The sequence below is a fragment of the Nostoc sp. DSM 114159 genome (genome assembly GCF_053470285.1).
This window is the reverse complement of record NZ_JBPFEH010000001.1, coordinates 6,116,645-6,141,394: the sequence shown is the minus strand read 5'-3', so window position 1 is coordinate 6,141,394 and position 24,750 is coordinate 6,116,645. Positions and strand designations below refer to the sequence as shown.

The following is a 24,750-nucleotide window of genomic DNA, read 5'->3' as shown; positions in this document are numbered from 1 at the left end:
GTTAATTTATTATGAAAAAAATACTAATTTTTGAACAGGTATTCACAATTATGAGCTTGCTGATGTATTCAGGGGCAGTTTTTGTTGTTGTACTGTCAGGAGGAGCAGGACAGGGTGATTTAGTAGAATATGATAGCTCTGTGATTCGGATTATTTATTCTTTCATCTACCTAGTTACCTTAGTACTACTAGTTTTACGTTGGAAGAAAACTCTTTATTTCCTTAGGAAAGACTTTTGGCTTTATTCTTTAATTTTATTGTCAGCTGTTTCTATTATTTGGTCTTTTGAACCCTCAACAACATTAAAAAATAGTTTTTCCCTGATTAATTCCAGTTTATTTGGACTATATTTTGCTTCGCGATATAGCTTAAAACAGCAGTTACATTTACTCGCTTGGAACTTTGCAATTATTATAATACTCAGTTTTGTTTTTGCCATAGCTTTGCCTAAATACGGAATACAGAGCGATTTGGATGGTTCAAAGTGGCGTGGAGTATTCACACACAAAAACGGTCTGGGAGCAAGAATGGTAACAAGTAGTATGACTTTTTTTATACTTGGTTATCAAATTCAAAGACGTAGTTGGCTTTTCTGGGCAGGGTTTGGCTTGTCACTACTACTCTTACGGCTTTCTGCTTCCGGTTCATCTTTAGTTAACCTATTAATCATAATATTGACATTTTTTGCTTTTCAAATTTGGCGTTGGTCTTACCAATTCATGGTACCAACCCTAATAATGATAGCTACTATCAGCCAAAGCTTATATTTTTGGTTGTCTAGTAATGCGAATGTCCTGTTCAATGCAATTGGTAAAGATGCGACGCTAACGGGTAGAACAGAGTTGTGGCCATTAGTAATTGATAAGATTTGGAAACATCCTTGGCTTGGTTACGGTTATGGTGGATTCTGGCAAGGATGGAATGGCGAATCTGCCGATATTTGGCTTGCAGCTGCATGGACGCCAAGCCACCCCCACAATGGATATCTGGCTCTTTGCCTAGATTTGGGTCTTTTGGGCTTAGCAATCTTCTTTTTTGGATTTTGGCGCAATTATCTGCAAGGATTTGCTTGGGTACGTAGTAGCAAAACAGCATTTGATATTTGGCCACTTATACACATGACATATATACTTTTATCTAGCCTCACTGAGTCTAACTTAATGGAATCAAATAGTTTGACTTGGATACTGTATGTGGCGGCATCTCTCTCAGTCAAAATGTAAAAAGTCAGATGATTAATCAATATACTTGTAACCAGCTAATAACAGCAAAATTGATAGCTGTCATCATGTGTATATGCATATTTATTACTTAAGCCAGTTTCGCCAAGTTATGAATATAAGTTCCAGAAATAAGGTATATTTTAGACTTGACAACTGAGTGTTTTACTAAAGTAGCGTTTCACATTTACCCTGCCTATACTCATAAATTCAGGGTTTCAACCATTTTTCCGAGTAAGTGAATAATTACTTACTAAACTAATTAAAAATTGAAATTATTATGGCATCACCGAAAAAAGTACTAATTATTGTTGAAAATCTCCCAGTCCCCTTTGATAGACGGGTATGGATGGAAGCAACTACTTTACAAAAAGCTGGGTATGAAGTTAGTGTAATTTCGCCTACGGGTAATGGCTTTGAAAAAGATTACGAAATTATTGAGCAGATTCACATTTACCGTCATCCCCTACCACCGGAAGAAAGTTCTGTCATTGGCTATCTTCGAGAATACAGTTGGGCAATTAACTGGCAATTCCGTCTAGCTCAAAGGGTATGGCGAGAGCGTGGTTTTGATGTCATACATATTTGTAATCCGCCCGATTTACTTTTCTTGGTAGCAGTATGGTTTAAATTATTTCATGGTATATCTATTATCTTCGATCATCATGACCTCAGTCCAGAAATGTATGAAGCTAAATATCGTCGGCGCGATATTTTTTATTATGGATTACGGTGGGCTGAACGCTTAACCTATGCCACAGCAGACATGGTAATTTCAACGAACGAGTCACACCGAGAGGTAGCTCTTAAGCGTGGGCACAAGAAACCAGAGAACGTATTTGTAGTTCGTAGTGCGCCGGATCTTTCGCGCTTTCGCCGAATGCCTCCAAACCCCAATTACCGCAGAGGTAGAAACTACTTGATAGGTTACATGGGTGTCATGGGAGAACCAGAGGGTATTGATTATCTATTAAGAATGGTATATTACATTGTCCACAAAAAAAATCGCTCTGATATTCACTTTATGCTAATTGGTAGTGGCCCTATGGCAGAAAAGCTCAAGGACTTATCCAAAGAGTTAAAAGTGAATGAGTTTGTAGAATTTACAGGGTTTAAGCAAGGTGAAGAACTTTTAGAGCGGCTTTCCAGCTGCGACGTGTGTGTAGAACCTTCTCCAACATCTGCTTATAACGAAAACTGCACTATGAATAAAATCCTTGAATATATGGCAATGGGAAAAGCAATTGTCCAGTTTGATTTGCGAGAGGGAAGACGTTCTGCACAAGAAGCGTCTCTTTATGCAAAGCCTAATGACGAAGTAGAATTTGCCGAGAAAATTTTGGAACTTCTAGATTCTCCTGAACGTAGACAAAAGATCGGAGCCGAGGGCCGACGCAGAATGGAGGAAATTCTTGAATGGCAATATCAAGCTCCAAAACTGTTAGATGCTTACGATAAAGTTTGGCAAAGTAGGTAGCTACTTCAACTTTCAGAATTACTATATTAAGTAGTAAGTAAGTTGAGTAATAAGTAGATGTTTGCGATCAAAAATTACAAAATGACAAAATAAAGAATTTTTTACTTGACTTTGAAATTTTTGCTTTAGCTAAGATATTTCATATGACAAGGAATCTAGCCGTATAATATTCAAGGAAAAAATCAAGTCTTTGATAATCCAGAAATAAATTTGAATGAATATTAGTGGTTGATGGCTAATGCAGAAAAAATTTTTAATTGAACCTCCTGTTACTAAAGGGTTGATTTATGGTAAGGCAGTTATAGTTAGAACGTAGTTAACTCACCTGAAATCCCAAAAGTAACAAAAGTTTTGCTCAATAAAGGTACCAGCACCGTTACACATCTGCACTCAATGGAGACTAAATTTTTACTTAAAAATATACTATAATACATTTCATTTAAACACTTCTTGCTTCTTTGGCGGTTTCGTTAAAAAAAGGATTTCGATAAAGAGTAAAGCTTTAACTGAACCGTATTCGTCTATAGTATATTTTATATTGTAAAATTATACATAATCGGTATTGTCAATTGCACTGGTTTGTGACTGTTATAAGTCAATTTTGAGTTTCTTGCTTAAGACCTGTACTTTGGAAGATTTATGTCAGAAAAATCTATGGAATCTAGAGAATCTATTGATTTAGACCTTAATCGTTACTTATTGATATTGAAACGCTGGTGGTTGCCTGCTTTCAGTATATTTGTGGCGACAGTTATTCTGAGTGCTATATCTACACAATTTCTGAAGCCAGACTATGAAGCAGAAGGAAAACTGTTATTCAGAGTTCCCAGTTTTAAAGTAGCAGGCAATAATCTTTCCCCTACTGCCTCTGAAGGAGGAGACTCAGGAGATTTGAAACCATTGGTAGCAACTCAAAATCCCATAAGCAGTCAGATAGAAGTTATTTCTTCCCCAGCTTTATTACAACGGACAATAGACAAACTACAACTCAAAGACAACGAAGGTAAACCTTTGGAGGTGAAAGCACTACTAAAAGCCCTGAACCTAAAAATTATTGGTGGGACAGATGTATTGCGTATTACTTATAAAAGTCACGATCCTGAAGAAGCAGCGGCAGTAGTCAACACAATTATGAGGTTTTATTTAGAAAATGATATTCTGACAAATCGCTCTGAGGCAGGAGCAACTCGTCAGTTTATGGCCAAGCAACTTCCTACAACTCAAGCTGCTGTTAATAATGCAGAAGTAGCGCTACGTATATTTAAACAAAAGCATCAGATTGCAGATTTATCAGAGGAGACAAGGTCAGCTGTTGCGACTATTGGAAATCTAGACAATGAGATGAATACTGTCAAGGCTCAACTGGATGAGGTAAATGCCCAAACCAATCAACTACGGCAGAAAGTAGAGCTAAATTCTCAGGAAGCGATCGCTGTGAGTGCCCTTAGTCAGTCACCAGCAGTACAGGGAATTCTTACACAACTTCAAGAGACCGATCGGCAGTTGGCAGTTGAGCGCAGCCGTTTTCTAGATGACAACCCTATAATTATTAACCTAGAAGCAAAAAAAGCGAATTTAAAATCTCTCTTGCAACAGCAAGTTGGTCAGACTATTGGCAATCAAACACAAGTTCCCCAGAACCTATTGCAGATTGGAGAACTCAGACAAAGCCTGATACAAAACTTTCTGCAATCAGAAATACAACGTTTTGGCTTAACTCAAAGACTCTCGTCCTTATATAATTCTCGTGCCAGCTATGAACAGCGGGTGAAACTCATACCCCAGTTGGCACAAAACCAGCGGGAGTTAGAACGGAAAGTTGAAGTTGCAGAATCGACCTATCAAACTCTATTGAAAAAGGTTCAAGAATTACAGTTAGTTGAAAATACAAATACCCCTAGTTCCCGAATTATTGCTCAGGCTTTAGTGCCTGAAGATCCTACATTAACCAAAAAAATAATTGTTTTGGTGCTAGGAGTCATGTTCGGTTTGTTTTTTGCTACCACAACTGTACTTTTTCTCGCGATGAGAGATAGATCTCTAAAAACACTTAAAGAAATTAGAGATGTATTTGGATATACTTTGCTAGGAATTGTTCCTTTGTCTGTTAAAAAGCTTCGTTCCCGTGATTCAAATGCAGAATCAACGTCTCAAACAGTTGCCGTCAGAGATACTCCCCACTCTTTAACGAGTGAAATGTATCGGATGATTCAAGCAAATCTGAAATTCTTAAGTTCAGATAAATTGCTTAAAACCATTGTGATAACTAGTGCAATTCCTAAAGAAGGCAAGTCTACAGTTTCAGCTAATTTGGCAGCAGCGATCGCTCAACTAGGACGTCAAGTTTTATTAATAGATGCAGATATGCGAGTTCCTTCTCAACATCATCTTTGGCAATTAACCAATGAGGTTGGTTTGAGTGAGGTTCTCGTAGGTCAGGCTGAATTTAACATTGCTGTATCTAAGGTAATGGACAACCTTGATGTTTTAACTGCTGGAGTTAGGCCTCCCAACCCACTTGCTTTGCTTGACTCAAAACGGATGGCATCACTCATTGATAGTTTCTCATCCCAGTATAAGTATGACTTTGTAATTATTGACGCTCCTCCACTGCTTTTGGCAGCCGATGCTTTGACTTTAAGCCAAATGACTGATGGTATTTTGTTAGTAGCTCGACCCGGAGTCATTGATTCCAACAGTGCTAATGCTGCTCAAGAGATATTAGAGAGATCCAATTACAACGTTCTAGGTTTAGTAGTCAATGGAGTCATTGATAAAAATGAATCTAGTAGTTATCGATATCATTCTCACGAATACTTTAACCCAAGAGAGTTGAAAAAAGAGCTTAAGGGACTAGCGAAGAAATAAAGCTTCTAAAAAATTATTTTAGGAGTTACATCAAGTCCGGATAAATATTTATTAATAAAGATTGAGGTAAAGACGCCATAAGTTTTAAATAATAAGTAATTAACCGGACTAAGAATTATTGATATAGCGCTCCTAGATCGGATAAGAGATATCTTCACTGTTTTGCTTTGTGGCTCTTGCTGGCCTTCTCCAATTGGGTTGTAGACAAAACCTATATATCAATAAGAACTTTATCCTACAACCCAATGCCATACTTTTAACTGCTACCGATTTTCGTATGCTCCTCTATCAGGTGCATAACCGGACACACGAGAATTGCCTAGAAAATCGGTTTTCAAACTACTCCATTTTAAACCACTATTAATAGCCGGACTTGTTGATTTCAATCTAAAGTCACGAGCCGAGGCATTAACAAACTGTGGATCTGCAATCATATCGTTAGGTCCTGTAATCTTGATCGTCGAATTATTGCGATAAACATTGTAGTCATAACTGACGTTGACATTTTTCATATTGCTATTCACAGCATTACCAGGGGAAGCATACATAATGTTATTGAAAATTTTGACATCAGACGAATAACCCGCATAAATTTCGCCTTTTCCCTTTTTTTGAACTTCTGGACTTTGCTGATTCAAATATGCCGTATTGTTGATAATATCGATATGCTGACTCTCATGGGAATGAATACCTGAACCGCCATTATTGTAGGTGAGATTGTTCGCAATTAAAATCCGTCCTCTATATCCTTTTGAAACATCAACAATAATACCATTACCGTCTGAAATCGTTCCGGAACCAATCCAAGGAACGTACATTCGATTATTGTAGCTTCTGTTATTGGTCACAAATATCTTGTATCCCTTGTTATTGTCAGAACTCCAATTATTAAGCATGGAAATGCCACTGCAACCATGAACTGTGTACCAAGCGTTATTGTATACAGTGTTATTATCCACTTTCACATAATCAGCTTGGATTGCTGAGATACCTGCTCCTCCACAATCATGCACTTTGTTGTTTAGAATATTTATGTGATGGGAACGGCCTTTATTTCCTCCCTCAATGCTTATGCAATTTCCGCTAGTAAGCGGATTTGATGTGTTATATTTCTGACTTAACGCATAATCACGGGTGATATTAGCATTGTTCCCTATAACCTCCAGCCCGTTAATCTCGATGTATGAAGCTCCATTTGAAATCGAGATCCCATTCCATGTATTGTGCTGAATTTTTGGAGAATGCCCAGGATATGCTTCAAATTTAATCCATGCATTTGCAGTTCCAGAACGTTTAATACTTAGTACAGCACCGTTTTTGGGCCCATTCTTGTATTGCCCGTTCATAATAAGTACCGTGTCGCCAGGATTAGTCAGGTTTGCTGCCCTTTGAAGTGTCCTAAAAGCAGATGAGGTAGAGAGTCCGCTATTTCTGTCGTTTCCGTTACCACTAACATAGTATGTTGTCTCAGTTGAAATACCACTGATCAGCTTGCGGTTAGGTAGTGGTGTTTCCTGAATAGTGGATGGCTGAGGAACATCTTTAAAAAAAGACTCTGTTATTCTCTGTCCTTGAACCAGACCTGTTAATGCCCAGGGAAGTACAAGAGATGCGCTCAAACTGAGAAAACCGAAACCATGAATCATCATAGGGAAAAAATAGGGTATGTTGCAAAAACTCAATCGTTAACGGTTAGTAACTCTAGCCTTAGTTAATAACCCAGTATTGGATACGGTCGTATCACTGCCACTTGTAAGTTTATACACGGTTTTATAGGTTTAAACCTGCGCATTTTCGCGTAAATATGGCTGAACCACCTTTTGAGCTTGTGTTCCAAAAAATCGCAAACATCTGATAAAATCACTGAATAAAAAATATCAGTATCCAGAGTTACCCCATTCATGAACACCAAGCAACCGTACAAATGGCGTCATTTCCAATTCGACATCATTCTACTGTGTATACGCGGTATCTGTGGTTAAAATAGTATATCTGTCATCAATTAGTTGATTTACTTAAATAATTCTTATGATAATAATAATCACTGAATAACTAAAAATCAGTGATTAACTAGTATTTACGAAATCTGCTTTCTAAAAGATTCTCATTATCATAAGAAATCCGAGTACCTACAATAAAGATTTCAAAAATCTATCAATGCACATTATGAATTTACAGTAAGAGTTTTAAAGTTTACAGTATTTCTTTATGAGTAATATTACTTAAAATTATTATAATGACGGATATATAAAAGTGGTCAGATAGCTTAAAACATTGGCAAATCAGAAAAGAGCGGCTGTCAAAGTATTTATAGCAGACTTGTCCTAACCAGGATCGCAGCATTTAGAAAACGCAATTTGGAAGGAGCGATGTCTTGTGAAGCGTTTGTTATGTGTAACTTGTTTTTAATCAAAGGATAGTGCAATTTTAGGGACGAAGAGGGTTGACCAACGCCCCCAATTTACATCTATCTCTTAAATTAGAGTCCGAATAAGTTCAGAAGATTAAGGATAATACCTAGAGGTCCAGTTACAGTGTTGACGGTATCGCCAGTCTTAGCTGCACCAGATCGGTTTACTACTACAACGTCATTATTGCGGAGTATGGGATTAGTTTGCTCATTAATCCCAGCAGAGAAATCCACTTTTACTATACGTTTAGTGACAGAACCATTAGGATTGAGGCGAATTAAATCAACAGCACTACTACTAGCTCTGGCATCATTAAATCCGCCAGCAGCGAGTATAGCTTGATTTAAAGAGCTATTTGGTTGAACGTCTGTTAGACCTGGTTTTTTAACTTCGCCAACCACACCAACCTGAATTCGTGTAGGAGACAAAGTAGTGGTAGCTAATTGAGTCGCTTCTGCGGGGTTAATTTCAGTTGCCGTCGGAATAACAATTGTGTCTCCGTCTTGCACAATGATGTCTTGATTAGCATCACCACTCTGTAACAGTTGCCAAAGATTAATATCTATAGATTGTTCTGAGCCTGTTCTTGTAGGTCGGCGTAGCTTGAGATTACGCACATCAGCTTGTGCTGTAATCCCGCCAGCTAATTGAATTACCCGTGTCACATTTGGTAAACCAGTGGGACTGGCAGTGCCACTGTTAGGGGTTGCGCCCACTTGGCTATCTGTATTTCCTGGGGTGACAAGATACGAACCAGGACGGTTAACTTCACCAATAATTGTTACTGTGCGGGGTGTGGTTTGACTGGCAGCAAAGTTGGATGCAAATATATTGCGAGATTCTGCAACGTTGAAGTTGGTTGCTGTTGGCACAACTATAGTGTCTCCATCCCGCAAGGTAATATCCTGCGATAACTTGCCTGTTTGAATGAGTTCTTTCAAATTGAGGGTGACAGATTGCTCTGAAGAACGTCCGATTCTACGCCGTAATTGAACTTGAGTCACATCCGCAGCTAAAGTTACCCCCTGCGCTGTTGTTAATGCGGCTAATACAGTGGGGTATTGTACGCCTGGATTGTTCCCGGCGCCTCCGCTCAAGTTTAGAGTGTAAGCTCCAGGACGTGTTACCTCTCCAGCAACAAAAATATTTATAGGACGAGGAGACAAGAGATTGACTGAGATCAAGGGACGTTTGAGGAAGCGAGCATATCTTCTAGCTATTTCGTCAGAAGCTTGTTCAGTTGTTAGCCCTAATACCGATACACTACCAATTAAAGGTAGGTTGATTGCTCCACCGGGGGGAATTTGGTATTCACCTGTATATTCAGGTACTTCAAATACATTTACACGGATGAGATCGCCGCCTCCTAATGAATAATTAGTATCTAATTGTGTTTGTGTAATTGGTGGTTGTGTTGTTGGTGGTAACGGTTGTCCCTGAGCTAGACTGGCAGATGACACAGCGGCATTGACAGCAGTTAACAAAGCCATACCTACAGTTGGCTGAATTAGGAATTTAGACAAACTTTTGTTAAGCATATTTACCTGAGATTCTGAAACTACAATCAATAAAGTACTGTCTAAACATTTTTATTTTGACTATACCTAAATATTCAAGTTCCCCGACACTCTTATTTTCCTAGAAAAGTGTTATTTTCCGGAGGAAATTTGTTTATTGAACTTAAATTTTTAGTGAAGTTAGCTTAAAGTTAATGTTGCTTGAATAGAGTAATATCAAAAAATGTAGGATTTACGCAATTAAATCCAGTTTCTACAAGAAATTGTCTGTTAGCCAACAATCAAGTAGTCGCGAATAAAGTTTTATTGTCAAAGTTAATTTGATGACATTTAAAATCTGCAATGAGTAGTAAGGGACTACTAAAATTAGGAACAAGTTCATTAAATAAATACAAATAAGCTTGAAAAGATGTCGGAATTTTATTTTTTGTGGATTGTGTTGGGCAAAGGAACTTAAAAAGGCAGAATTTTGGGTTTTGTTCTTCAAGCCAGTCGACAATTTACTACTTGGCAACAAGACTAATTCAAGGGGTTGTTTTTTCTTTGGATCTGTTGAATAAAAAATTCTTCTAGGGATTGACGTGACAAGTTAATGGCGATAATTTTACCTTCCATAAGACGAAGACTGGCAAGAAAATCATAGTAACCATCTTGTAGTGTACCGTGCCAGGAACCATCAGGCTCAAATATGAGAGTGGGTATCCATTTTTTAAGAATTTCCCAGTCACCACCTTGACCTTTTACTTGATATGTGTCATTTACGCCTAAAAGTTCATTGAGGGAACCAGAGCAAATTAGTTCACCTTGAGCGAGAATGGCAATGCGATCGCAAATCTGTTCTACTTCACTAAGAACGTGGCTGTTGAAAAAAATCGTTTTACCAGCAGCTTTGAGCGCCAGAATAATTTCTCGCATTTGGTAGCGCCCCACCGGATCGAGACCAGACATAGGTTCATCCAGAAAAACTAAATCTGGCTCGTTAATTAGTGCCTGTGCCATCCCAACACGCTGTAGCATTCCTTTGGAATAGCGGCGCAGCAGTTTTTTACGGGCATCGGCTTGGGATAAACCGACCAATTCCAGTAGTTGGGGAATGCGCTGGCGTTGGACACTTTGGGGAATTTGGAATAAGCCAGCAGCAAGCTGTAAAAATTCCCAACCAGTGAGATAGTCATACAAATAGGGATTTTCCGGCAGATAGCCAATATGTTGCTTAACACTGCGATCGCCTATTGGTTTACCTAACAACGATCCGCGTCCGGAAGTGGGATGAATAATTCCCAGCAACAATTTTAAAAGGGTAGTTTTCCCAGCACCATTAGGCCCCAACAAACCAAAGGTTTCGCCTTTGTAAACCGTTAAAGAACAGTTTTTGAGAGATACGACTTTTTGATTTAGCCAAAAACCAGTGCGATAGACTTTTCGCAACTCAGAAGTTAGGACTACTGGTGGAATGTCTGCCGTATTAAGTTGAGAATTAGAGTCATCTGCAACAGATTTCATCTCGGTTAAATCACTATTTATCAGCTTGGCATCAATTAAAAATTACCCGGTAGGCTGATAATAACCATCAACAACTCGTGTGTCAATTATCCGAAATGGGGGACTGGGGAAGAAGCAGGGGAGCAGGGGAGCAGGAGAGCAGAGGAGAAGAGAAGTTGTAGTAAGTTTTCTCCCCTCTGCCTCTTTTCAATGCCCAATTTGACTCTTTTCATAGAACTCCCTTAGAACTGGGAATTAAGCCAGCACGTCGAGGGTCAATTTCCACTGCCTGCCGTGTTGCTCTTGCAAAGGCTTTAAATGTTGCTTCAATGATGTGGTGAGAATTAATGCCATCCAATTGTCGAATGTGCAGTGTCATTTGGCTATGGTTAACCAAAGCCACAAAAAATTCTCGCACCAGTTGGGTGTCATAGGTTCCTACCCTGTGAGTAGGAATTTGCAAGCCGTAGCTGAGGTGAGGCCGTCCAGAAAAGTCTAGCGCTACCTGAACTAAGGCTTCATCCAGTGGTGCAAGAAAATTACCAAAGCGGACAATACCTTTTCTGTCGCCTAGTGCTTGGTTAAAAGCTTGCCCTAAAGTAATGCCTACATCTTCGTTGGTGTGATGATCGTCAATTTCCCAGTCTCCCTTGGCTTGAACATCTATATCAATCAGCCCGTGGGAGGCAATTTGATGCAACATGTGATCCAAAAACGGAATACCTGTTGCTGCTGTGCAAGTTCCTCTACCATCCAGATTGATGGTAACTTGCACATTAGTTTCACCAGTGGTGCGGTGAACAGTGGCAATGCGAGGGGTTTGGGTTAAGCGATCGTAGTTTGAATTAACTTGGCGATTGGTTGTTTGCATGGGGAGTGGAAAGAGTTAAAAGTTAAGAGTTATCAGTTAGGAATTAAGAACTATGAGTTATGAGTTATAAATTTTTAACTCTTAACTCCTCACTTCTAACTCCTAACTTTCTTACTCCTAACTTTATCGCGTCACATTCCCATAATTTCATATCCTGCATCTACATAGAGAATTTGTCCGGTAATGCCGCTGGACAAATCACTACACAAGAAAGCCGCAGCGTTGCCTACTTCTAACTGAGTGACGGTGCGTCGTAGAGGAGCTACTTCTTCTACATGATGAATCATATCCAAAATCCCACCCACTGCTGAAGATGCCAAAGTACGGATGGGACCTGCGGAGATGGCATTCACACGAATATTTTGCGGCCCTAGTTCAGCAGCTAGGTAACGCACACTCATTTCTAAACCCGCCTTGGCAATTCCCATAACGTTGTAGTTGGGGATTGCCCTAACACCACCTAAATATGTCAGAGTGACGATGCTACCTCCCTCTGTCATCAAAGGTTTGGCTGCACCACTTAACTGCACCAATGAGTAGGTACTAATTTCTAAGGCGGTGTTGAAGCCAGAACGAGAGGTTTGGCTAAAATCTCCACTTAAATCGTCTTTGCTGGCAAAGGCCAGACAATGGATCAGGATATCTAGCTTTCCCCACTGTTCGCGGATTGTCTCAAAAGTAGATTTAATTTGGTCTTCATCTTGGACATTACAGGGAAGAAATAAGCTGGGGTTGAGAGGTTCTACCAATTCCGCAACTTTTTTCTCCATCTTGCCACGTTCATCCGGCAGGTAGGTAATACCCAGGTTTGCTCCGGCTTTGTGCAGTTGTTGGGCAATGCCCCAAGCGATCGAGCGGTTATTGGCAATACCTGTAACAAGGGCATTTTTTCCAGTCAGATTTAGCATATAAATTGTTAATGCGATCGATCATTAGGAGCATACTAGAATCTGAGGCACGTTTAGTCTTTGTTTTATACAGGATTGACAAAAATGAATATTGCTAAGGGTGTTTGCCGTGACAAAAATCTTGATTTTTTATAAAGATATTCTCAAGATATCTTTATTTGTTCTTCAAAAAACCTTTTAAATATAGTTATTGGAACTACTTATCAACAATTAGTAGCTGAAAGGATCAACAATTATGTATCATTATAAACAAAGAGTTATGAAGAGATTAGTTTGAGTATAGGAAAGTACAGAAAGGTTGACGGTGCTTTATTCATTTTTCGGGTGTATTCTTAGGTAATCAGTTTTTGTTTTTCCGGCATTGGGTAGGGGAAGGGAGATGATCGTGACACAAGATAAAGCCCTAGCAAATGTTTTTCGTCAGATGGCGACCGGGGCGTTTCCGCCAGTTGTGGAAACGTTTGAACGCAATAAAACGATCTTTTTTCCTGGCGATCCTGCCGAACGAGTTTATTTTCTTTTGAAAGGTGCTGTTAAACTTTCCAGGGTGTACGAGGCAGGAGAGGAAATAACGGTAGCGTTGCTGCGGGAAAATAGTGTTTTTGGTGTATTGTCATTGCTGACAGGAAATAAATCGGATCGGTTTTACCATGCGGTTGCATTTACTCCTGTAGAATTACTGTCGGCACCAATTGAACAGGTGGAGGTAGCACTTAAGGAAAATCCAGAATTATCAATGTTAATGCTGCGAGGTCTGTCTTCGCGCATTTTACAGACAGAGATGATGATTGAAACTCTTGCTCACCGAGATATGGGTTCTAGATTGGTGAGTTTTTTGTTAATTCTTTGTCGGGATTTTGGCGTTCCTTGTGCGGATGGGATCACAATTGATCTGAAGTTATCTCATCAAGCGATCGCAGAGGCAATTGGTTCAACTCGTGTTACCGTTACTAGGCTCCTGGGAGATTTGCGTGAGAAAAAAATGATTTCTATCCACAAAAAGAAGATTACTGTGCATAAACCTGTTACCTTAAGTAGGCAGTTCACATAAAAACAATTGGAGAAAGGGGAATCGGCGCGTGTTCTATTTTGAAAAATGACACTAATAGCTAGAGGTAAATCTAAAATTGAATAATTTCAGCTATTGCCAATTCCCACTTCTTTCCAGACAATGCTTAAAAGTAGTAGGCTGTATCTGGAAGGATTTCGGTAGCTAAAGATGACCACCGGATACATCCTCATCGCAGCAATTTTGATTCTGGGAGGCGTAATTGCCACCGTGGGCGATCGCATCGGCACACGAGTTGGCAAAGCCCGCCTCTCACTTTTTAAGCTTCGTCCGAAAAACACTGCTGTATTAGTAACAATTTTTACTGGTGGTTTGATTTCAGCATCAACTCTAGGGATTTTATTCGCTGCCGACGAAGGTTTGCGCAAAGGAGTCTTTGAGTTAGAAGATATTCAAACAGACCTCAGACAGAAGCGGGAACAGCTAAAAACCGCAGAAACGCAGAAAAGTCAGGTAGAGGGTGAGTTAAATCAAGCAAGAATTGCCCAAGCAAAGGCACAACAAGACTTGCAGGCAATTAATCAATCCTTGCAGGCGGCAAACGCCAAACAGAGGGAAACGCAAGCCCAGCTGAACCGCACCATTAGTCAACAAGCCCAAACCCAAACTCAACTCCAACGCACTCAAGGTCAGCTAGATCGAGTTGTAACTCAATATCAAAAAGCCATAGCTGAATTGCAAAGCGTTTACGACCAGAGAAAGGAACTACAGGCGGCAGTTGAACTGTTGAAGACAGAACGTCAAAGACTTTATGCAGAAGCGAAAAAAGCCATTGACGAAGCCAAAACAGCAATTGAAAAACGCGATCGCGAACTTGCTAACCGTCAAGAAGCCATAGAAGCGCGCGATCAAAAAATTGCTCAACTGGATCAACTAATTCAAAAACGTAATCTAGAAGTTGTAGCACGAGAGCAAGTGATTGCCAAACGGGAATCGCGCCTCAAAGAATTGGAAGCACAACAGGAGGAACTAGAACAGGAAGTTGCCAGACTGGAAAAATATTATCAGTCCTACCGCGACTTGCGTTTGGGTAAGCTGGCCTTAGTTCGCGGTCAAGTTCTGTCCGCTGCTGTAATTCGTGTTACTCAACCTGCCGCCGCTCGTCAAGCAGTGGTACAACTTTTACAAGAAGCCAATCGCAACGCCAACCTCGAACTAAGCGAACCTGGTGCAAATTCGGCAAATTTAGAGCTGTTGCGCGTGACCCAGGATAGAGTCGATCAATTAAGCAAGCAGATTGAGGATGGTAAAGAATACGTCGTGCGAATTTTCTCTGCTGGTAATTACGTCAGGGGAGAAAAGCAGATAGAATTTTTCGCGGATACAGCCCAGAATCAACTGGTTTTTTCGGGAGGCGCGGTGTTAGCCACGACTACTGCTGATTCCAAAACCATGACATCTTATCAGTTACAGCAGCGGCTAGAAATACTGATTTCTGCTTCCCAATTTCGTGCCCGTAATGCCGGAATTGTCGAAAATGTGCAAGTAGAGGGGACTTTTCTGCGCTTTGTCAGCCTACTAAGACAGTATAATCAACCCTTGGAGATCAAAGCGATCGCAGCAGAGGATACTTATACAGCCGGACCATTGAGAGTAAAATTGGTGGCGATAGTTGACGGAAAAATTATTTTTAGTACTTAAAAAATTATTTGCACACTGTTATTAGTAAGATTTAAACACATTGAACAGCAGTCAAAATAGTTGCTGTAGCTGCATTTTTTATCTAGCAGATACTATACGTAGCAAGATCCTTGTAAGGGTACATTTCTAATTTTTAATTAATTATGAATCTCCGTGAATTTTCACCAACGCAACCAGTCATCTTGGGGTTTGATCCAGGTCGAGATAAGTGTGGTTTAGCGGTGATGGGACTCGATCGGCAACTGTACGATCATCAAGTTGTGTTAGCAAAAGAGGCGATCGCTAGCATTGAGACACTGCGCCAAAGGTTTCCGATTTCTTTGATGGTCATGGGCGACCAAACTACAGCCAAACAGTGGAGACAGAGATTATATCAAGAATTAACAGAACCGTTGAGTATTATTTTAGTGGATGAGCGCTACACAACCTTAGAAGCACGCGATCGCTATTGGCAAATGTTCCCGCCCAAAGGGCTAATCAAGCTATTGCCACAGGGTCTACGACAGCCTCCAAGACCCATAGATGACATTGTTGCCATCCTCTTAATCGAAAGATACTTAAATCGCCTTACTGAATGAGCAGCCAGCCAATTTTAGATTTTTTCTTCAATCCAAAATCTAAAATCCAAAATCCAAAATTGAATAACTCTTAACTTTTAAAGTTCCGCCCGAATCGTAAAAGCATAGTCTCCTCCAGGCTCTAGCTGGTAATCTTGTTGCTCTAAGAATCGACCGAGAGGTTCTTTGATTAAGGCGCGACCTTGGGAAGGCTTGACGGCAAGTTCTCCCCGACGAAAATGCCACTGGAAATGCCACTCAAACTCACCCGCACTCACTTCACCCTCAAGGAAGCCGTGTTGCCAGGATTGACGGGTAATTCTGACATGGGCAATGGTTTCTGGCAGACGTTTTGCACTCACAATGCTTTATGTCAAGTGTGGAATAACAGCCGATAATGTAGGCTACTTATTTTATTTACCAAACATATCTCAATTAGACAAACTGACAAAGTGGGTATTTGTAGTTAACTGTCTGGCAAGTCAACAATGCTTGGTGAGGGCTGGGGAAAGGGGAAAGGGAAAAGGGTAAGGGATTTAAATCCTTTCCCCCTTTACCCCGCTTGCGTCACGAAAGCGAACTACTAGTACAGTACGGCGTCAATAAACCGCCCCTGACGCTCGGTCGCTCTTAGCGTCTCCTAGAGAAGCGTTAGCGAGTTTTACTTCGAGGGTCATAGTTCGTCATAGATATTGGAAAATAAATCAAACGAGAAATGCTAATTTTTTCGTTGCTTCTAGCGATCGCATTTCAACTACTGGTACATTTCAGAAATCGTTTCCACTCGCAATGTGAAGCAGTCTTTAGCGTAAATACCCAAATAGCAGTGTCTAACACTCCTATGATAATTGTGTTGCTGAAAGTCTTTGTTGGGAATCCACAGTATATTTCTGCCGCAAGATAGCTGTTTTTTGAATCTATATGTACTCTAAATGTTGGGCAAAAGTATCTAAAGTGTACAATAAATTAAAAACTACAGATAAAAAGATTTCGTGAATTACGCATAGACGCTTGTACAATCGAGCAGTCTTACTAAAATAACTATGTCTAACATCAATGCCTAAAAAAGCAGCGTAAATGTCTTGTGGAGTCCTCATCACAAACTCAAAAATGCTTTTTAAAAGTTAGTAGTTTCTCAGTGGATTTTCATAAAAAGCTTTATATGTTTTTGCATTTTATTTAGTTTTACGTCCTTAATAATTTGTCAATAATGATTTAGATATAACTATTAGTTATTACTATTTATGTAATGCTCAATTCCCTAACTCAAGTAAGATGTGCGCTCACTATCAAAATCGATATTATATTTCTTAAAGGTAAATTTCAGTTTCCGTAACGAGGTAAATAATGGCAATTAAATTGAAAGTTCCCAATATTAAAGGTAATGAGTGCGCCCAGAAAATAACTAAATCTATTCAGACTATGGAATCTGATGCCAAAGTAGATGTGAACGTTGAGACTAAAACTGTCACTGTAGATGCTGCCGCTTCTGAAGAGTCAATTAAACAGATAGTTCAGTCTGCTGGTTACACTATAGAGGGCTATTAACTAAATCTCTAAGTTTTCTAAGAAATTTAGAGGAAATAATTTAGTCAACACAATTGTCTAAGGATATTTACGTCCGTTTGACGGGCGTAAATATTAATATATTACTCTACTCGCTCGCAATTATTCTTTCTCTGACAGCAGGGCAAAAAATCTAAATATTGGTAAGCATCAATAAGAATTAAGTTTGCCAAGACCACAATCAAATATAACTTTCAGAGAATTAAATCTTAAATCTCATATTAAAAATTCTTAGGTCGAAATTAAAGGATGTTTTAAAATTTATTTAGTCGGTAACAAAACGTTTTAGTTCTCCATAAATCCCCCTTATTCAGGGAGGTTAGGGGGCATATAGAAGTGCCTAAATTACAGTTGAACGACATTCCTGGATGGTACAAGCCCCTAGATTCATCTATGGAGTTAATCTAAAATCTAAAATTCGCAAGCCCCTAGATTTATCTATGGGGTCAACTGTCAATCCAAAATCCCAAATCCCAAATCTAAAATCCAAAATTGTCTGACCGACATTCCTGGATGGTACAAGCCCCTAGATTCATCTATGGAGTTAATCTAAAATCTAAAATTCGCAAGCCCCTAGATTTATCTATGGGGTCACTGTCAATCCAAAATCCCAAATCCCAAATCTAAAATCCAAAATTGTCTGACCACTTTTAAAATATCCTCAGTCTATGAGGATTGTCTGTTAAATAATGTGGTATTTTCACACATAGCAGAAAGAAGAATTACATTCACTTATCCTCAAGTCTAAGTACTAGGGAGGATTTCTGATGAATAACTAACTGATAGATAATTGAGGCAGAAAGCTATAGCTAGAATCATGGAAACCAAACAGCTAGGAAAAACTGGTATCTTTGTGAGTGCAATTGGTTTGGGTGGTATGCCGATGTCAATTGCTAATCGTCCTCCTGAATCGGAATCAATCCAAGTTATTCATCGTGCCTTGGATTTGGGTATTACATTTATTGACACTGCCGATGCTTACTGTAAAGATGAGTCAGATAAGCACCACAATGAGCAGCTAATTCACAAGGCAGTTAGTAGTTACAAAGGCGATGTTAGTCAAGTAATTGTAGCAACTAAGGGCGGGTTGATGCGTCCCAATGGCAGCTGGACAAGCAACGGCAACCCAGAACATTTGCGCCAAACAATTCGAGCCAGTTTTGAGGCTTTGGGCGGTGCTAAACCCATCGATGTTTGGCAATATCATTCTCCCGATCCTAATTACACCATTGAAGAATCTCTTGCGCCAGTTAAAGAAGCAGTGGAGGCTGGTTTGATTCGGTTTGTAGGAGTTTCTAACTTTTCCGTTGAACAAATTAAGCGGGCGCAGGATATTGTCGATATTGTTTCGGTGCAGAATCAATACAGCCCTTGGCAGCGACAGCCAGAAAATGACGGCGTATTAGAATATTGCGAACAGCAGGGATTGACCTTTTTACCTTGGAGTCCCTTTGGTGGTAGGCGTCGCCATCAGGATTTGCAAGATATTTCTGCGATCGCTAAATTAGCTAAAGAAAAAGGCGTGTCGGTGTACAATATCGTTTTGGCATGGTTGCGTTCCAAGTCGCCTATTATTTTGCCTATTCCTGGTGCTAGCAAGGTTTCCAGCATTGAAGACTCAACACATGCTATCAACGTGAAATTATCTGACGAAGAAGTGCAAAAAATCGATCGGGCAACTTAATTATTCGGCGTTACTAATTCAATTTATGAATCTGAGTGTAAAGACGTTGCCATGTAACGTTTTTACAAAGATTTTTAAATCATGCAAAAGCATTTTCATACCTGAATTCAGCAACGTCAATTATTCCACTGGCTAATGAAAATATGGTAGAACTTGCCTATAAAAAAAGACATGATATTAGAAACACACCGCTTGCTAATGCGTGACTTTATAGAGACAGATTTGCAGGCGGTTTTTGCCTATCAATCCGATCCTTTGTATTTGCGTTATAACTACTGGACACAACGCACACAGAACGATGTTTGTGAGTTTATCCAGATGTTTATCGATCAGCAAAAAGAGCAACCCCGGACTAAGTTTCAGTTAGCTGTTGTCCTCAAAAAAGAAAATCGGCTGATTGGCAATTGTGGTATCCGTGTAAACGATCCAGAAATGCGGGAAGCAAATATCGGCTATGAACTAAATACTCAATATTGGGGACAAGGTTATGCAACAGAAGCGGCACAGGCAATTTTAAAGTTTGGCTTTGAAGAATTGAGAATGCATCGTATCTGGTCTTGGTGTGTTTCAGAGAATGTTGCTTCTGTAAAGGTATTAGAAAAAACTGGTATGCGTCGTGAAGGTCATCTGCGAGAAAAAGAGTTAATCAAAGGCAGATGGTACGACAACTTTCTTTACGCTATCCTTGACCACGAATGGAAAGCAAAGTAATACTGCTTCTATGAGCTACCTCAGAGACAATATCATAAATTACTGAGAAATTGAGGGTAAGACAAGTTCAGAGGGCCGCACAGATGACCAACCCTATCCTCAATTTCCAAACAGCTACGGAACACGAAGTATTAGCAGCAGCGGGTAAAAAGTATCTGCGTTCTGGTAGACGAATAGCTACAAATAAATTATCTCAGGGGGCAAATCAGCCTGGAAGATTATCAACTTTTATTTACAGTTCATAATCCTAAAGTACTATGAATTGGTGTTTTTGTCTTGATATCTACTAATGCACCTGATGCTTGAAAGATTGAAGAAAACCTGACATTTTTGCTCCCCATCTCAGAGAAAGTCACAGATAAAAATTAGTTAATTTTGGATTCTAAAAAAATGCGATCGCTACTTTTAACTTTTGCTGAAAATTTAAATTTTTCTGAAACTCAGTTGGAGGAAATACTCTCACAGCCTCTAACTAAAGTTCTCAATTCACCTGAATTGCAACAAGAATTAAACAGCTTAGATACCAATTTGCTTAAGGAAACTTTACCCACCGCTGGAGGAGTTTTAGCTAAGGAATTACCACCTTTTTACAACTGGCTAAAAAATGAGTTGGGAGTCAAACGGGTTCCTGATAGTCCCGATCACACTACAAGATGGGTAATTGGTTTTGTCCATAATCAAGAAAGTTTAACTCATTTGGTTGAGTTACACCGTCCAGTACCTCGTCTGGCTTTAGAAGCTTCTATTCCCCGCTTGGTAGGGTTGTTTGAAGGTGTCGAAGACGCGCAAGTTCGGCAAGAATGGCAAAAAGCGATCGCAGCTCTATGTCTAGTTTTAGTTGTGGCTGCACGCGAGCAAGATAGAGCAGCTGTAGCAGTCTGAATTGCTGTCCCCCGCGTGTAGTGGCGCACAGATGTGCGCCACTACTAATCTATATCTCCAGATGCGATGCCTGCGGCGGTAAACTACGCATTCAATTTTTCAGCATCAAGGATCGTAATCTCCAGATGCGATCGCATCCAATTTTTCAGCATCAAGGATCGTAATCGTCCCACCCCGACGATAAGCAATTACTAACTTGAGACTTTTAATTAATCGCACGCATTCTTCGTAAGTAATGCCGCTACTTCGAGCCATCCGATAATAAGATAATTTAACTTTTAAACACTCGCCTTGTGGACTAGATTCAGTTCCAGATTCAACAACAAAATATTGAATTAATCTCGCAAGGCGAACAATCGCTCTTTCAGAAACTAATCCGTGGACTGTTTCATGTAATTGCTGAATCCGACTGTTAAAAACCATCAGCATTCGTAAGGCGATTTCAGGATTTTCGTCAATAGCTTTTAACAAAGCATCTCGCTCTACAGTAAGAATTTCACAATCAGATTCAGCAGTGACAGTTGCCGGAGAAATCCCATTTCCCAACAAAGCAGGAGCCGCAAAAATTTCCCCAGCAGCTAAGGCACGGAGAATTGTTTCTTTCCCGGTTGTTGCTGTTTTGGTAACTTGAATCGATCCACTGACAACAGCATAGAGTTTTGCTGGTAAGCGATCGCCTTCATGGAGAATAATCTCTCCTTGACGATAGCCTTGCACCTGAGTGTAAGGTTGCAAACCTATCTTCTCTGCCGTTTTTAAACCTGCAAGCACAATAATTTGCGAAAGTTGTTCCAAGGATGCCTGCACGATCAGCCTGATATTGCCCAGGCTGGACGATGATGAATCCAAGGATTAGCCGCTTCTAATTGTGCTGCTAGACTGATGATTGTGGCTTCAGCGGCAGGTTTACCAATTAGCTGCACACTGATAGGTAAACCCTTACTATCAAAGCCAACAGGAATGGCGATCGCAGGTTGTCCAGTTGCATTCGCAGGCGGACAAGGGGCAACCCACTCAATAATATTTTGGAATGTCTCTTCTGGACTGAGCGAAGCCCATTCCCCAACACGGATAGGTGAATGTAGATAAACTGGCAATACCAGCACATCCACGGTATCGAAAAACGCCACAATCTGACGTGCCACTACCTGCATTTGGGAAACTGCTTGCAGGTATTCTCCAACGGAACCTGTGCGTGCAAATAGCCAGCGATTCAATGGCTGCAAAGCTTCAACAGGAAGTCCCGATGCAGCTACCCCAGCTTGCCAAACGATTTGAAATGGTTCAACTAAACCACTAAAATCTGGGGATTTTTGTTCAACGTGGTGGCCGAGTTTTTCTAATAACTGGACTGTTTGGCGGACACCTTGCTGACAGTTGGCATCAGCTTCTCCCAAAGGAGAAATACTAGTGTCAAAGGCAATTCGCAAAGCACCGAGTTTTGTCCCAGTTGCCGCAAGAAATGATGGTTCGGGATCTGGCAACCAGTAAGGATCGCCTGTCATGTAACCAGATATGGTATCCAAAAGGGCAGCAGCATCAGCGACAGTCCGGGCGATTGGCCCGTTAACGGCAATTCCAGCGAGGCGTTCGCCTACGGGTGCTTTACTCACCCTACCCCTAGATGGTTTAATTCCCACCAAACCACAACAAGCCGCAGGACCCCGAATTGAACCACCACCATCAGAACCTTGAGCGATCGCACACAATCCCGCTGCTACCGCCGCCGCCGCACCACCACTGGAACCGCCAGGGGTGTATTCTAAATTCCACGGATTTCTGGCTGGGGGAAAACCCATAGGTTCGCTGTAGGGAAAAGAACCTAATTCGGAAGTGGCTGTTTTACCAAGAATAGTAAATCCAGCCTGCTTAATCCGCGTTACAACCCCATCATCATAATTAGGGATATTGTTCAGTAATGCTGGATTTCCATAAGTACAGGTAACACCTGCTACAGCATTGAGGTCTTTAATGGAAATCGGCACGCCAAAAAATGGCGGTAGTTCTGAGGTAGTTGTTAATAATTCTGTTTTGGCTTTGGCATCTGCGATCGCTAATTCTGCCGTCACCGTAAAATAACTTCCTAATTGAGGATTTAATTGCTCAATCCGTTCTAAATATATTTCTACCAACTCTAGCGGTGATATTTCCCGGCGACGAATTAATTGCGCCAACTCTAGTGCTGGGGTAAATGCTAAATCAACTTCATTCATAGGTTAGTGAATGGGTAATTTTGTCTTTACTCTGGGATTTTTAAACTGAAATTGTTACTTTAGCAGGATTTCGGGGAACTATACATTTTATAGCTCCTGAGATTTGCCACTCATTTAGGATACTCAGATGCAATAGGCGTGGTTACGTTCTTACTCAAGCCATTTTAATTGTTCTGCATAAACTTTCGACAAATCCCTAAAGGGTATTTATGGCTAACCTAGAAATACTTGTTAGTGAATTGCCAACATTGATTCAGAGTCTAAAACTTACTATTGGCGATTCTAATCAAATCATGGAACAAATTATCCCGATTAATAATGCTCAAGAACAGCTACGGAATATTAAAAAATTAATCGTTCAAGAATTGAGACTTGAGAACGTCAAAAATTCTGCGATCGCTACACTTCCTCGAATAAGTACTGTAGGTGTTTTATTTATACCTGGTGTAGGATTAGTAGATCCAGCGATCGCAGATAAATTTGGAAATTCAGAAACTAAAATTTCATTGACTGATTTACAATCAAAAATTGATGATTGGCTTGAATGGGGTTATTTTTTGCAAGCAATAGCCGCTGATATTCTTAGCGATATTCAATTAGTAAATCAGCTAAATTCTGATATTATTAATTTAAGTATCTCCAATCAATTTCAAACCTTAAATAACAGCTTAAAAATTGACTTAGCCTTAGCTAAATCTAATATTTTAAAACATCAAATTGAAAAAACTAGCGATTCTAAAAAACAACTATTAGAGTTACAACAAAAACTAAATTATATTTTTGATACTATTAAAAATAGTCGCAATTTATTAAATATTTTATTAGGCGTATCAGCTTTTTATGGTAAATCTGGTTTTGCTCTAGAGTGGTTAGATGATGACCATGAATTAATCATATCAAGTGAGGGAAGATTTCAAGAATTGACAGATATTCTCAATGATTGTGATTATTTCCAACAACAAATCGCTGCTTTAATTCTTCAAGGTGATACTTTCAGTCTACATGCAGAACAAGCCTTGAAAAAGATTGAAGAGGAAAGTAGTAAAGAAGCAACCAGTAGCCAGAAATTAGGAATATTACCAAAGTTTTCAACACCCAAGATAGTATGTTCAGCTTTGATTATCGCTTCAAGTTTATTAATCTTAACTTTTGCGGGTTTGAAAATTAGAGAGCAAAATCTAAGTTTAACTCAAGAAAGAAGCGCTTATGCTAAGTTTAAATCTGCTCAAAAACTCGGTATGGAGGCTGCTTCTCTCGTTCAAAAGCCACCGCATCCTCTAAAAGTCTGGCAACAAGCAGAAACCAAATGGTATCAGGCAATAATTTTATTAGATAACATTCCTGCTAAAACATCAGTTTATGACCAAGCAAAGAATAAATTATCTTACTATCAAATTAACTATAAATCTATCAGTAAAAGAGTGCTAATTGAAAAGAAAGCTGTAGAAAATTTAGAATTAGCTCACAAGCTAGCAACAGAAGCTAATTTATTTGTTAAAAATTCACCTCATTCACAACTAAGTCGAAAGCAAGCACAAAATAAATGGCGGCAAGCAATTAATTTGTTAGAAGCTATTCCAAAGAGTACGTCTGTCTTTGTGCAAGCTAAAGAGATGCTTTCTATTTACAAAACTAATTATGCAGGGACTAATCAACAGTCCTAAATCATTTGT

20 protein-coding genes are annotated in these 24,750 nt (G+C 39.8%); 12 read left to right on the top strand and 8 right to left on the bottom strand.

Going from position 1 to position 24,750, the window contains the following annotated elements:
- Window positions 1–11 precede the first annotated feature (11 nt).
- The 3 genes from ACR5KR_RS25910 (at window position 12) to ACR5KR_RS25900 (ending at window position 5,565) form a co-directional block, all read left to right on the top strand.
- Complete coding sequence (locus tag ACR5KR_RS25910; protein WP_445629884.1) at window positions 12–1,223, top strand: O-antigen ligase family protein; 1,212 nt, start codon at window positions 12–14, stop codon at window positions 1,221–1,223.
- 277 nt (window positions 1,224–1,500) lie between these two features.
- On the top strand, window positions 1,501–2,697 hold the full coding sequence (locus tag ACR5KR_RS25905; protein WP_445629885.1) for a glycosyltransferase family 4 protein: 1,197 nt from the start codon (window positions 1,501–1,503) through the stop codon (window positions 2,695–2,697).
- Between the two features lie 639 nt (window positions 2,698–3,336).
- Window positions 3,337–5,565, top strand: a complete 2,229-nt coding sequence (locus tag ACR5KR_RS25900) for a GumC family protein (protein ID WP_448268498.1) — start codon at window positions 3,337–3,339, stop codon at window positions 5,563–5,565.
- 263 nt (window positions 5,566–5,828) lie between these two features.
- On the opposite strand, the gene ACR5KR_RS25895 is transcribed toward ACR5KR_RS25900, so the two are convergent.
- From ACR5KR_RS25895 to fabI, 5 genes are all read right to left on the bottom strand, one after another.
- Window positions 5,829–7,214, bottom strand: a complete 1,386-nt coding sequence (locus ACR5KR_RS25895; protein WP_445629887.1) for a choice-of-anchor Q domain-containing protein — start codon at window positions 7,212–7,214, stop codon at window positions 5,829–5,831.
- 830 nt (window positions 7,215–8,044) lie between these two features.
- Entirely contained in the window at window positions 8,045–9,514 is a 1,470-nt protein-coding gene (locus ACR5KR_RS25890; RefSeq protein ID WP_445629888.1) for an SLBB domain-containing protein, read from the bottom strand.
- A gap of 498 nt (window positions 9,515–10,012) precedes the next feature.
- The gene (locus ACR5KR_RS25885) at window positions 10,013–10,996 is read right to left on the bottom strand and encodes an ABC transporter ATP-binding protein (RefSeq protein ID WP_445629889.1); all 984 of its coding nucleotides are present in this window, start codon (window positions 10,994–10,996) and stop codon (window positions 10,013–10,015) included.
- Between the two features lie 208 nt (window positions 10,997–11,204).
- Window positions 11,205–11,846: an imidazoleglycerol-phosphate dehydratase HisB gene (hisB, locus tag ACR5KR_RS25880; protein WP_445629890.1), complete on the bottom strand. Its 642-nt coding sequence runs from the start codon at window positions 11,844–11,846 to the stop codon at window positions 11,205–11,207.
- A gap of 131 nt (window positions 11,847–11,977) precedes the next feature.
- The gene (gene fabI, locus ACR5KR_RS25875; protein WP_322671731.1) at window positions 11,978–12,754 is read right to left on the bottom strand and encodes an enoyl-ACP reductase FabI; all 777 of its coding nucleotides are present in this window, start codon (window positions 12,752–12,754) and stop codon (window positions 11,978–11,980) included.
- Window positions 12,755–13,133: 379 nt separating this feature from the next.
- On the opposite strand from fabI, the gene ntcA reads away from it, so the two are divergent.
- The 3 genes from ntcA to ACR5KR_RS25860 all read left to right on the top strand — a co-directional run bounded on the left by ntcA (window position 13,134) and on the right by ACR5KR_RS25860 (window position 16,042).
- On the top strand, window positions 13,134–13,805 hold the full coding sequence (ntcA, locus tag ACR5KR_RS25870; protein WP_292854711.1) for a global nitrogen regulator NtcA: 672 nt from the start codon (window positions 13,134–13,136) through the stop codon (window positions 13,803–13,805).
- A 168-nt stretch (window positions 13,806–13,973) separates the two neighbouring features.
- On the top strand, window positions 13,974–15,464 hold the full coding sequence (locus ACR5KR_RS25865) for a DUF3084 domain-containing protein (RefSeq protein WP_445629891.1): 1,491 nt from the start codon (window positions 13,974–13,976) through the stop codon (window positions 15,462–15,464).
- Window positions 15,465–15,607: 143 nt separating this feature from the next.
- Window positions 15,608–16,042: a resolvase gene (locus ACR5KR_RS25860; RefSeq protein WP_448268497.1), complete on the top strand. Its 435-nt coding sequence runs from the start codon at window positions 15,608–15,610 to the stop codon at window positions 16,040–16,042.
- A 77-nt stretch (window positions 16,043–16,119) separates the two neighbouring features.
- Here ACR5KR_RS25860 and ACR5KR_RS25855 read toward each other — a convergent pair whose 3' ends face one another.
- Window positions 16,120–16,383, bottom strand: coding sequence for a DUF3146 family protein (locus ACR5KR_RS25855; RefSeq protein WP_069070640.1), 264 nt, complete (start codon window positions 16,381–16,383; stop codon window positions 16,120–16,122).
- 985 nt (window positions 16,384–17,368) lie between these two features.
- Between ACR5KR_RS25855 and ACR5KR_RS25850 the strand changes: the two genes are divergently transcribed.
- The 5 genes from ACR5KR_RS25850 (at window position 17,369) to ACR5KR_RS25830 (ending at window position 20,864) form a co-directional block, all read left to right on the top strand.
- Window positions 17,369–17,569, top strand: coding sequence for a heavy-metal-associated domain-containing protein (locus ACR5KR_RS25850; RefSeq protein ID WP_292785349.1), 201 nt, complete (start codon window positions 17,369–17,371; stop codon window positions 17,567–17,569).
- Between the two features lie 835 nt (window positions 17,570–18,404).
- Window positions 18,405–19,271: an aldo/keto reductase gene (locus ACR5KR_RS25845; RefSeq protein ID WP_445629893.1), complete on the top strand. Its 867-nt coding sequence runs from the start codon at window positions 18,405–18,407 to the stop codon at window positions 19,269–19,271.
- 171 nt (window positions 19,272–19,442) lie between these two features.
- Window positions 19,443–19,982 carry a GNAT family N-acetyltransferase gene (locus ACR5KR_RS25840; protein ID WP_448268495.1) on the top strand — a complete coding sequence of 180 codons (540 nt, stop codon included), beginning with the start codon at window positions 19,443–19,445 and terminating at the stop codon, window positions 19,980–19,982.
- An 83-nt stretch (window positions 19,983–20,065) separates the two neighbouring features.
- Window positions 20,066–20,227 (top strand): hypothetical protein, encoded by a 162-nt coding sequence (locus tag ACR5KR_RS25835; protein WP_448268494.1) that lies wholly within the window; start codon window positions 20,066–20,068, stop codon window positions 20,225–20,227.
- Between the two features lie 145 nt (window positions 20,228–20,372).
- Complete coding sequence (locus tag ACR5KR_RS25830; protein ID WP_445632020.1) at window positions 20,373–20,864, top strand: hypothetical protein; 492 nt, start codon at window positions 20,373–20,375, stop codon at window positions 20,862–20,864.
- A 105-nt stretch (window positions 20,865–20,969) separates the two neighbouring features.
- On the opposite strand, the gene ACR5KR_RS25825 is transcribed toward ACR5KR_RS25830, so the two are convergent.
- The gene (locus tag ACR5KR_RS25825) at window positions 20,970–21,671 is read right to left on the bottom strand and encodes a Crp/Fnr family transcriptional regulator (RefSeq protein ID WP_445629895.1); all 702 of its coding nucleotides are present in this window, start codon (window positions 21,669–21,671) and stop codon (window positions 20,970–20,972) included.
- 2 nt (window positions 21,672–21,673) lie between these two features.
- Window positions 21,674–23,077 carry an amidase gene (locus tag ACR5KR_RS25820; protein ID WP_448268493.1) on the bottom strand — a complete coding sequence of 468 codons (1,404 nt, stop codon included), beginning with the start codon at window positions 23,075–23,077 and terminating at the stop codon, window positions 21,674–21,676.
- 209 nt (window positions 23,078–23,286) lie between these two features.
- Here ACR5KR_RS25820 and ACR5KR_RS25815 point away from each other — a divergent pair, with 209 nt between their 5' ends.
- Entirely contained in the window at window positions 23,287–24,741 is a 1,455-nt protein-coding gene (locus ACR5KR_RS25815; RefSeq protein ID WP_448268492.1) for a hypothetical protein, read from the top strand.
- Window positions 24,742–24,750 lie beyond the last annotated feature (9 nt).

What these genes read in the sequence shown, in the direction of transcription:
- ACR5KR_RS25910 (WP_445629884.1), top strand. Translation starts at nt 12, where the DNA reads ATGAAAAAAATACTAATTTTTGAACAGGTATTCACAATTATGAGCTTG.
- ACR5KR_RS25905 (WP_445629885.1), top strand. Translation starts at nt 1,501, where the DNA reads ATGGCATCACCGAAAAAAGTACTAATTATTGTTGAAAATCTCCCAGTC.
- ACR5KR_RS25900 (WP_448268498.1), top strand. Translation starts at nt 3,337, where the DNA reads ATGTCAGAAAAATCTATGGAATCTAGAGAATCTATTGATTTAGACCTT.
- ACR5KR_RS25895 (WP_445629887.1), bottom strand. Translation starts at nt 7,214, where the DNA reads ATGATGATTCATGGTTTCGGTTTTCTCAGTTTGAGCGCATCTCTTGTA.
- ACR5KR_RS25890 (WP_445629888.1), bottom strand. Translation starts at nt 9,514, where the DNA reads ATGCTTAACAAAAGTTTGTCTAAATTCCTAATTCAGCCAACTGTAGGT.
- ACR5KR_RS25885 (WP_445629889.1), bottom strand. Translation starts at nt 10,996, where the DNA reads ATGAAATCTGTTGCAGATGACTCTAATTCTCAACTTAATACGGCAGAC.
- hisB (WP_445629890.1), bottom strand. Translation starts at nt 11,846, where the DNA reads ATGCAAACAACCAATCGCCAAGTTAATTCAAACTACGATCGCTTAACC.
- fabI (WP_322671731.1), bottom strand. Translation starts at nt 12,754, where the DNA reads ATGCTAAATCTGACTGGAAAAAATGCCCTTGTTACAGGTATTGCCAAT.
- ntcA (WP_292854711.1), top strand. Translation starts at nt 13,134, where the DNA reads ATGATCGTGACACAAGATAAAGCCCTAGCAAATGTTTTTCGTCAGATG.
- ACR5KR_RS25865 (WP_445629891.1), top strand. Translation starts at nt 13,974, where the DNA reads ATGACCACCGGATACATCCTCATCGCAGCAATTTTGATTCTGGGAGGC.
- ACR5KR_RS25860 (WP_448268497.1), top strand. Translation starts at nt 15,608, where the DNA reads ATGAATCTCCGTGAATTTTCACCAACGCAACCAGTCATCTTGGGGTTT.
- ACR5KR_RS25850 (WP_292785349.1), top strand. Translation starts at nt 17,369, where the DNA reads ATGGCAATTAAATTGAAAGTTCCCAATATTAAAGGTAATGAGTGCGCC.
- ACR5KR_RS25845 (WP_445629893.1), top strand. Translation starts at nt 18,405, where the DNA reads ATGGAAACCAAACAGCTAGGAAAAACTGGTATCTTTGTGAGTGCAATT.
- ACR5KR_RS25840 (WP_448268495.1), top strand. Translation starts at nt 19,443, where the DNA reads ATGATATTAGAAACACACCGCTTGCTAATGCGTGACTTTATAGAGACA.
- ACR5KR_RS25835 (WP_448268494.1), top strand. Translation starts at nt 20,066, where the DNA reads ATGACCAACCCTATCCTCAATTTCCAAACAGCTACGGAACACGAAGTA.
- ACR5KR_RS25830 (WP_445632020.1), top strand. Translation starts at nt 20,373, where the DNA reads ATGCGATCGCTACTTTTAACTTTTGCTGAAAATTTAAATTTTTCTGAA.
- ACR5KR_RS25820 (WP_448268493.1), bottom strand. Translation starts at nt 23,077, where the DNA reads ATGAATGAAGTTGATTTAGCATTTACCCCAGCACTAGAGTTGGCGCAA.
- ACR5KR_RS25815 (WP_448268492.1), top strand. Translation starts at nt 23,287, where the DNA reads ATGGCTAACCTAGAAATACTTGTTAGTGAATTGCCAACATTGATTCAG.